This is a genomic window from Nocardia sp. NPDC004722, assembly GCF_053601505.1.
This window is the reverse complement of the sequence record NZ_JBSGBY010000395.1, coordinates 1-8,003: the sequence shown is the minus strand read 5'-3', so window position 1 is coordinate 8,003 and position 8,003 is coordinate 1. Positions and strand designations below refer to the sequence as shown.

Sequence of the window (8,003 nt, the reverse complement as noted above, 5' to 3'; positions counted from 1 at the left end):
AGGGCACACGGTGAGCGGGCGACGGCGGCGGATGTCGAGTGGTCCGAGTTCGCGGCGCGGACCAACCACTACGTGGTGTCGAGGACGCTGGAGTCGGTGGCGTGGCCGAACGCCCGCATCCTCGCGGACCTGGACGCGGTGGCGGCGATGAAACGTGAACCGGGCAAGGACATCTACCTGATCGGCGGCCCGACGATCGTTGCCGCCGCCCTCGACGCGGGCCTGGTCGACGAGCTGCGCCTGATCGTCTATCCCCTGATCGCGGGGGAGGGCAAGGCGTTGTTCTCGTCCTCGGCTCGACATGCCATGTCGCTGAACAAAGTCGAGCAGTTGCCCGAGGGGAGGTTGAGCCTGGTGTACGAAATCGGGCAGTGACCGGGTAACCGGACCCTGGATGTCAGTCGCCGCGTGGGCGCGCCCGGAAATGGGCGCGCTCACCCTGTTTGCCGAAGAGGCTGAGGAATTCGACCGGCTCGTCGTCGGCCGAGCCGAACCAGTGCGGTTCGCGGGTGTCGAATTCGGCGGCTTCGCCGGGCTCGAGGATCAGGTCGTGAGCGCCGAGCACGAAGCGCAATCGGCCGTTGAGGACGTAGAGCCATTCGTAGCCCTCGTGGGTCTGCGGCGTCGGTTCGGTGCGGCCGGAGCGCGGCGGGAGGATGATCTTGAAGGCTTGGATGCCGCCGACGCGCCGGGTCAGCGGCAGCATCTGCATGCCGTGGCGGGTGATCGGGCGCATGTGCACGCGCGGGTCGCCGGTTTGCGGGGCGTCCACCAGTTCGTCGAGGGTGACCTGGTGGGCGCGGGCCAGGGGGAGCAGCTGCTCGAGGGTCGGGCGGCGCGCGCCCGACTCCAGCCGGGACAGGGTGCTGACCGAGATGCCGGTTTCCGCGGACAGCTCCGCGAGCGTGGTTTCGCGTTGTTTGCGCAGTTCACGTAGCCGCAGGCCCACTCCGTCCAGGGCGCGGTCGAGGTCGGAGGTCATGACCCGAGTTTGCCATATCGGCAAACAAGGTTGCCAGTCTGGCCGAAGTGGCGGCATGGTCGAAGCCAGGAGGTGGTCATCAATGACCGATGAGCTGAACAGCAGCTATGACGTGGTGGTGGTCGGCGGCGGTGCCGCGGGACTGAACGGAGGACTGATGCTGGGCCGGGCGCGGCGCTCGGTGGCGGTGATCGACGCGGGCAGCCCGCGCAACGCGCCCGCGCACGCGGTGCACGGGTTGTTCGCGCGGGAAGGCGTGGCCCCGGCGGACCTGCTGGCGCGCGGACGCGAGGAGGTGCGGCAGTACGGCGGTGCCGTCGTCTCCGGCGAGGTGAGCGGAATCGCCCGGGACGGAGAGGAATTCGTCGTCACCCTGAGCGACGGCCGGTCGACGCGGGCCCGCCGCCTGCTGGTCACCACCGGCCTGGTCGACGAACTGCCCGCCATCCCCGGTCTGCGCGAGCGCTTCGGCAACGATGTCATCCACTGCCCGTACTGCCACGGCTGGGAGGTGCGCGACGAGGCCATCGGCGTACTCGGCTTGGGGCCCATGGGTATTCACCTGGCGCTGTTGTTCCGGCAGTGGAGCTCCGACGTGGTCTACTTCGCTCACACCAACACCCCGCCCACCGAGGAGGAGGCGGAACAGTTGGCGGCCAGGGGAATTCGGGTCGTGGACGGCGAGATCGCGGCGGTCGAGGTGAACGACGATCGGCTCACCGGTGTCCGGCTGACCGACGGCACCGTGGTCGCGCGGGGCGTGCTGGCCGCGCCGACGCGCATGGTGGCCCGTGCCGGATTCCTCGCCGACCTGGGCTTGCGGCCGACCGAACACCCCACCGGCGCAGGCGAATACATTTCCGCCGACGCGATGGGCCGCACCGAGATCCCCGGCGTCTGGGCCGCGGGCAATGTCACCGACCTGTCCGCCCAGGTGGGTGCCGCGGCGGCCGCCGGGGCCATGGCCGGGGCCCAGATCAACGCGGATCTGGTGGCCGAGGAGACCCGCCAGGCGGTCGAGGTGCAGCGCGCACTGGCGAAGGTCTAGCTCGCGGGCGTGAACTAACCCTGTGGAGTCAGGATCGTCGGGAGCGCGCCGTAGCGCAGGGCGGCCGCGAGATTGTCCGCGGCGTCCTTGGTGAAGTTCCCGACGATCTGACTCTGATCGCCATAGGCGGCGCTCTGGATCACCGGCGCCGACACCACCTGGGAATCGACGGCGAAGGCGAACTGCTTGCCGATATTCGCCGCGGTGTACTGCGCGAACTGCCGCGTCCCGGTCTCGGTGAATGTGATGGTCACCCCGTAGCGGGCCGTGCGGGTGTCCATCGCGCCCTTGGCATCCGAGATCTCCCGGCCGTCCACGACCGCGGGCCCCAGCAGATACACGGTGTCCCCGGTGTTGGCGCAGGTCACCAGTGGCAGCGTGGCGTCGTCCCCGCCCCGCAGCGGATCGGTCAAGCGGCAATCGATTCCGGCCATGGTGGCGGCCTGCACGGCCGGATCATTGCTCTGCCGGGCGTCGCGGCCCGGCACGATCCGCTGGGCGGCCACCTGAAAAGGCTTGCTCGACACCACCGGTCGCAGCAGCACCCGCCCGGTCTTCGCGAGCAGCCGCGCCACGCTCCCATCGTCACCGGCCACCACGATCGTCATCATGTCGGTGTCGATGCTCACCGAGGTCTTGCCGAGCCCCAGCCCCTCGGCGCGCTTCTGCACCGTCTGCCGAGCCTGATCCATCGTCCCCGCCGACGGAATCCCGCCGTCGAAATTCCGCCCGAGGAACGCGACCGCCGTCCCCGATGCGGCCTGACCGCCACAGGCGGCGGCCGCCACCGCGACCGCGAACCCGATGGCCGCCGCCCGCCCCCGGCGGCCAACAGATCTCGACAACCTCATTCCGGAACCCTTCGTGGCGAGTGATTCCGCGATGATAGTCACGCCCGTGCCTGGCCGCCGGACCGAGTCGGCGGCCTCGGCGTCAGCCGGGGATCTGGGCTCCGAGGGCGCTGCCGATGCCCGCGCCGAGGGGAGCACCGATGGCGGCTCCGGCCGCACCACCGATGCCCGCGCCGATCAGGACGCTGACCGGGCAGACGGGGGCGGCTACTACGCAACCGATGGCTCCACCGATGACGATGCCGACCGCGGCACCCGCGACGCCGCCCACGACGCCGCCGATCTGGCCGCCGGGAAGGGCTTGGGTCTGGCCCGCGGCCACCGGGGTGACCGCGACAACCGGGGTGGCCACGGGCTCGGTGTCGGGGGTCGCCGCGGCGGCGAGGCCGGTGCCCGCGGCGGTCAGAGCTGCGGCGATGAGAGTGGTGGCGGCAATTTTGCGGAACATGGGTAACTCCTGGATCTCGTGGCGGACACCGGGTTTCGGATGACCGTCAGCATTTCGACTTATAGAAGTATTGATCGTTGGTGGACACGTTGTCCTGGGTGATGGCGATCATGGTGGTTTGGATGGTGCGGGTGACGGGCTTGCTGTCGAGGGCGGCGGCGGCTTGGTCTACGCCCTGTTTGCCTATGTCGCCGGGGTTTTGGGCGATCAGGGCCTGGACCGTGCCGTCTTTCAGGTCCTGGACCTGCTTGGGGCTGGCGTCGAAGCCGACGACCTTCACCTGGCCGAGCTTGCCGGCGTTGCGCAGGCCGGTGGCCGCGCCCTCGGCGGAGCTGAGGTTGGTGGCGAAGATGCCGGCGAGGTCGGGGTGGGCGGCCAGGGTGGCGGTGACGATGGAGGCGGCCTGGGCGGCCTCATTGTTGTTGTACTGCACGCCGAGTGGGGTCATGCCGGGATGGTTCTTCTTCAGTTCGTCCTCGAAGCCCTGGGCGCGCTGATCGGTGGTGGAGGTACCGGCCTTGGTGTTGATCACCAGCACGGATCCCTTGTCGCCCACCAGTTTCGACAGGGTCTGGGCCGCCAGTTCGCCGCCCTTGACATTGTCGGAGGAGATCGACGACAGCGCGATCGTGGTGTCCTCGAGCGCGGTATCCACCTCGATGACCTTGATGCCCGCGTCCTTGGCCTGCTTGATCGGACTGGCCATGGCCTGCGCGTGGGTGGGCGCGATGAGGATCGCGCCGGGCTTGCTCGCGATCACACCGGTGACGATGGGCGTCTGCAGCGAGGCGTCGAATTGGGTGGGGGCCTGCGTATCCAGCGTGTAGCCGAGTTTCTTCGCCTCGTCCTGCGCGCCGCACTGCATGGAGATGTAGAAGGGTTCGTTGGCGACACCTGGGATGAGCACCAGCTTCTTGGCGTCGGTCTTGCCCGAATTGCTCACCGAGCCACCGCATCCCGCCACCAGCCCGGCCACCGCCACGGCCACGGCGGCCAGTATCGCCGCGCGTCCTGTCCTCATCATCAGGCCCTCACCTTCGAACTGCGTTGTGTTATTTCCGGTCCCGGGACCGCCTGCGGATCTGGTCGAACCACACGGCCGCCACGAGCACGACGCTCACCGCGATGGGCTGCCAGAACACCGGCACCCCCGCGATGACGAAGCCCTTGCGCAACACCGACGGGATGAACACCCCGATCACGGTGCCCAGCACCGACCCGACCCCGCCGAAGAGGCTGGTGCCGCCGATCACCACGCCCGCGATGGCGTCGAGATTGTCGGTGCCGTGCCCGGCGATGGTGGTGGTGCCGAAGTAGGCGAGATTCATGAAACCGGCCAGGCCGGACAGCATTCCGGCCATCAGGTAGACGAGGATCAGATGTCGCGTGACCCCGATGCCGGCGCGCCGCGCGGCCTCCGCGCTGGAGCCGATCGCAAAGGTGTAGCGCCCGAACCGGGTGGTGTGCAGCAGCCAGGCCCCGAAGACCGTGACCAGCACCGCCACCAGCACCAGATCGGGAATCCCGCCCAGCAGCGTGCCGAAACCCAGTGAGTCGCGCAGCTTTCCGGGCACCGTGCGGGTGTCGACCCCGCCGGTGATCAACTGCGCCGCGCCCAGCGCCGCGCCGAACGAGCCCAGCGTCACGATGAGCGGCGGAATCTTGGCCTTGGCCACCAGATATCCGTTGACCAGCCCCCAGAGCGCCCCGCCCGCAAGCGATATCAGCAGCCCGAGCAGGATGACGCCCCATCCGGCGTGCGTGGCGTCCTCGCCGGGGCTGAGCCATTCCATGGTCTTGGCCGCGAGCACCCCGGAGAAGATCAGCACCATCCCGACCGACAGATCGATCCCGGCGGTGATGATCACGAACGTCATGCCGACCGACAGCACCAGCAGCACCGAAGTCTCGATCAGCAAGGTCTGCAAGGTGAATCGAGTGGGGAAGGCGTCGGGCCGCGCGATGCTGAACGCGAAATACAGCACCACCAGCACGCACCCGATCCAGAACGTGCTGGTCGCGGCCATCCGCCGCAGCGCCGCGTTCACGACTCGTCCTCGGTGGTCAGCGCGCCGGTCATGGCGCCCACCAGCTGCGCGAGCGTGGCGTCGGCCGCGGTGAACCGCGCCACCCGCCGCCCCAGCCGCAACACCTCGATGCGATCGGCGACCGCCAGCACCTCCGGCATATTGTGGCTGATCAACACCACCGCGATGCCCTGATCCCGCACCCGCCGAACGACATCCAGCACCCGCTCGCGCTGCACGACGCCGAGCGCGGCGGTGGGCTCGTCCATGAACACGACCTTGCTGGCCCACAGGACCGCCCGCGCCACCGCGACCGTCTGCCGCTGCCCGCCCGACAGCGATCCGATCGGCACGTCGTCGCGCGGCAGCACCACGCCGAGGCGTCGAAAGTGCTCGGCGGCCTGGCTTCTCATCGACTTGCGGTCCAGCATGCCGAGCTTGCCCAGCACGCCCGCGCGCAGAAGTTCGCGTCCGAGAAAAAGATTGGCGGCCGGATCCAGATCGGGAGCCACGGCGAGATCCTGGTACACCGTCTCCACCCCGAGCCGCCGCGCCGCGGTCGGCGAGGCCATCCGAACCGGATTGCCGTCCATCAGGATTCGCCCGCCGTCGGGCTGCTCGGCCCCGGAAAGGCATTTGACCAGCGTGGATTTGCCCGCCCCATTGTCCCCGATGAGCGCCACCACTTCGCCGGGCCCGACCTGAAAGCTGGCCCCGCGCAACGCCTCCACGCCGCCATAGCGCTTCTCGAGCCCTTCGGCTTCGAGTACCACGGCAGGCATCGGCGATCACCTCGGCGACATCGACTGAAGCGGACGTCCGGTCCGCTCAACGAGCCTACGTTCGATCTCCCTGTGCCGGGCCGATATCGCGAACACGGCTATCGTTGGCGCGGTGACCCGACCCGGATTTCGTGTACCGCGGCTGCTGTCGGCCGCCGCCCTGTGCGTCGCCGTCGCGGGCTGCGCCACGAGCCCGCACACCGCTCCCGCCGCCGAGCGGAGCGCGACTCCGCCGGTGGGATCGCTGGATACGCTAGGCACCACCTCGCAGGCGGTGACGGCGACTTCGCCGCAAGCCGTCGCGCAGGCACCGGCCGCACCCGCCTTCACCGAAGACGATGCGCGCTATACGGTTCGCCGCTATCTCTCGCGCTGGGTCGGTCAGCCATTGCAGCCCGACGACACCGAGGGGCGATATCCCCTGGTCTGCGCCGGTTCGGTGTTGGCGAACAACCCCGGAAAGCTCACCGGCACAATCTCCTTCGACAACGATCGGATGGCCGCGCGGCGCACCGGCGACGGCGGCGCGGAAGTGACGGTCCCGGTGACGAATTCGACCACCATGACCACGATCGTCACCTTCACCCTGCGTGCGGCGGCGCAGAGCTACTGCATCGACGACATCATCAACTGACTGCCGGGCTGATCGGAGCGCCGCAGGAATTCCTGCGCCAGTTCCCGATACTGCTCCGCGCCACGAGATTTCGGATCCCACTTGGTGAGCGGTTCCCCGGCGATGGTCGAATCGGGGAACCGCACCGTCCGCGAGATCACCGTCTCGTAGAGCAGCTCACCGAAGGATTCGGCGACCCGATCGCGCACCTGCCGCGAATGCAGCAGTCGCGGGTCGTACATGGTGACCACGATGCCTGACAGTTCGAGCCCCGGATTGAGCCGCTCGCGCACCTTGTCCATGGTGTCGTTGAGCAGCGCCAGCCCGCGCAGCGAGAAGTATTCGCATTCCATCGGCACGATCACACCGTCCGCGCAGGCGAGCGCGTTCACGGTGAGCAGGCTCAGCGACGGCTGGCAGTCGATGAGGATGTAGTCGTAGCGGTCCCGAATGGGATCGAGCACCCGCCGCAGCGAGTGCTCGCGTCCGACCTCGTTGACCAACTGGATCTCCGCGGCCGAGAGGTCGATATTGCTGGGCAGCAGATGCAGATTCGCCACCCCGGTCTTGATCAGCACATCATCGATCGGCGGCGCATTGCGCCCGAGTAGGTCGTACACCGTCAGTTCGAGCGTATGGTGCGCCACCCCGAGCGCCGCCGACAGCGCCCCTTGCGGATCGAGATCCACCAGCAGCACCTTCAGCCCCAACTCGGCAAGCGCGGCACCCAGATTGACCGTCGAAGTGGTCTTACCCACCCCGCCCTTCTGATTGCACAACGCAATCACCCGGGCCTGCCCCGTAGCCCCACCTGGATTATTAGCCAACATTTAGCCACCCTAACCCGCGGTGCGCCGTTTCCCCCGAACCCAGCCCCTGAGTCCTGTCTCACGGAAAAATTCGCCGAGTGGCACACCCTGGCGGTCGATTCGGACAAATCCCCTCCGGGGTGTGCCACTCGATCACTACTCGCCGGGGATGACGATGATCTTGACGTGCTGGTCGGGGTGGCGGAGTGCGGTGAAGGCGTCGGCCACGCCGTCGAGGCCGACCCGGCCGGTGATGAGTGCCTCGGCGTCGATGTCGCCGTCGGCGAGCCGCTGCAAGGTGATGTCGTAGGCGTTCTCGTACGGTCCGTGCCCGAAATTGACCGCGATACGGCGGAACTGGCCGACCACCGGAATGATCGTCTCGTCGTCGAACGGCGCGGCCAGCACCTGAATTAGAGAATTGAAAGGCATCGTCAGCATCA

At 68.2% G+C, this 8,003-nt stretch carries 9 protein-coding genes and 2 pseudogenes; 3 read left to right on the top strand and 8 right to left on the bottom strand.

Annotation, left to right across the window (positions count from 1 at the left end; all coding sequences use genetic code 11):
* The coding region (locus ACWELQ_RS30735; protein ID WP_452400527.1) for a dihydrofolate reductase family protein at positions 1-375 on the top strand (375 nt) is incomplete at its 5' end.
* 22 nt (positions 376-397) lie between these two features.
* Here the strand turns inward: ACWELQ_RS30735 and ACWELQ_RS30730 are convergent.
* Entirely contained in the window at positions 398-982 is a 585-nt protein-coding gene (locus ACWELQ_RS30730; RefSeq protein WP_452400526.1) for a helix-turn-helix domain-containing protein, read from the bottom strand.
* An 82-nt stretch (positions 983-1,064) separates the two neighbouring features.
* Here ACWELQ_RS30730 and ACWELQ_RS30725 point away from each other — a divergent pair, with 82 nt between their 5' ends.
* The gene (locus tag ACWELQ_RS30725) at positions 1,065-2,030 is read left to right on the top strand and encodes an NAD(P)/FAD-dependent oxidoreductase (protein ID WP_452400525.1); all 966 of its coding nucleotides are present in this window, start codon (positions 1,065-1,067) and stop codon (positions 2,028-2,030) included.
* 14 nt (positions 2,031-2,044) lie between these two features.
* Here the strand turns inward: ACWELQ_RS30725 and ACWELQ_RS30720 are convergent, their stop codons facing one another.
* The 5 genes from ACWELQ_RS30720 to ACWELQ_RS30700 all read right to left on the bottom strand — a co-directional run bounded on the left by ACWELQ_RS30720 (position 2,045) and on the right by ACWELQ_RS30700 (position 6,138).
* Complete coding sequence (locus ACWELQ_RS30720; protein ID WP_452400524.1) at positions 2,045-2,881, bottom strand: SecDF P1 head subdomain-containing protein; 837 nt, start codon at positions 2,879-2,881, stop codon at positions 2,045-2,047.
* An 82-nt stretch (positions 2,882-2,963) separates the two neighbouring features.
* Positions 2,964-3,329, bottom strand: coding sequence for a hypothetical protein (locus tag ACWELQ_RS30715; protein ID WP_452400523.1), 366 nt, complete (start codon positions 3,327-3,329; stop codon positions 2,964-2,966).
* A 46-nt stretch (positions 3,330-3,375) separates the two neighbouring features.
* Entirely contained in the window at positions 3,376-4,353 is a 978-nt protein-coding gene (locus tag ACWELQ_RS30710; protein WP_452400522.1) for an ABC transporter substrate-binding protein, read from the bottom strand.
* Positions 4,354-4,381: 28 nt separating this feature from the next.
* Complete coding sequence (locus ACWELQ_RS30705) at positions 4,382-5,377, bottom strand: ABC transporter permease (RefSeq protein WP_452400521.1); 996 nt, start codon at positions 5,375-5,377, stop codon at positions 4,382-4,384.
* Positions 5,374-6,138 (bottom strand): ATP-binding cassette domain-containing protein, encoded by a 765-nt coding sequence (locus tag ACWELQ_RS30700; RefSeq protein ID WP_452400520.1) that lies wholly within the window; start codon positions 6,136-6,138, stop codon positions 5,374-5,376. The genes ACWELQ_RS30705 and ACWELQ_RS30700 overlap by 4 nt, the downstream gene beginning before the upstream one ends.
* Positions 6,139-6,250: 112 nt before the next feature.
* On the opposite strand from ACWELQ_RS30700, the gene ACWELQ_RS30695 reads away from it, so the two are divergent.
* Positions 6,251-6,772: a hypothetical protein gene (locus ACWELQ_RS30695; protein ID WP_452400519.1), complete on the top strand. Its 522-nt coding sequence runs from the start codon at positions 6,251-6,253 to the stop codon at positions 6,770-6,772.
* Here the strand turns inward: ACWELQ_RS30695 and ACWELQ_RS30690 are convergent.
* Positions 6,745-7,551 (bottom strand): annotated as a pseudogene (locus ACWELQ_RS30690) (ParA family protein); the annotation flags it as partial. The gene ACWELQ_RS30695 and the pseudogene ACWELQ_RS30690 sit on opposite strands and share 28 nt — an antisense overlap.
* 165 nt (positions 7,552-7,716) lie before the next feature.
* A pseudogene (locus ACWELQ_RS30685) lies at positions 7,717-8,003 on the bottom strand (alcohol dehydrogenase); the annotation flags it as partial.

Bases quoted from the DNA above. Each gene is read 5' to 3' on its own strand.
- ACWELQ_RS30720 (WP_452400524.1), bottom strand. From the start codon at position 2,881: ATGAGGTTGTCGAGATCTGTTGGCCGCCGGGGGCGGGCGGCGGCCATC.
- ACWELQ_RS30715 (WP_452400523.1), bottom strand. From the start codon at position 3,329: ATGTTCCGCAAAATTGCCGCCACCACTCTCATCGCCGCAGCTCTGACC.
- ACWELQ_RS30710 (WP_452400522.1), bottom strand. From the start codon at position 4,353: ATGATGAGGACAGGACGCGCGGCGATACTGGCCGCCGTGGCCGTGGCG.
- ACWELQ_RS30700 (WP_452400520.1), bottom strand. From the start codon at position 6,138: ATGCCTGCCGTGGTACTCGAAGCCGAAGGGCTCGAGAAGCGCTATGGC.
- ACWELQ_RS30725 (WP_452400525.1), top strand. From the start codon at position 1,065: ATGACCGATGAGCTGAACAGCAGCTATGACGTGGTGGTGGTCGGCGGC.
- ACWELQ_RS30730 (WP_452400526.1), bottom strand. From the start codon at position 982: ATGACCTCCGACCTCGACCGCGCCCTGGACGGAGTGGGCCTGCGGCTA.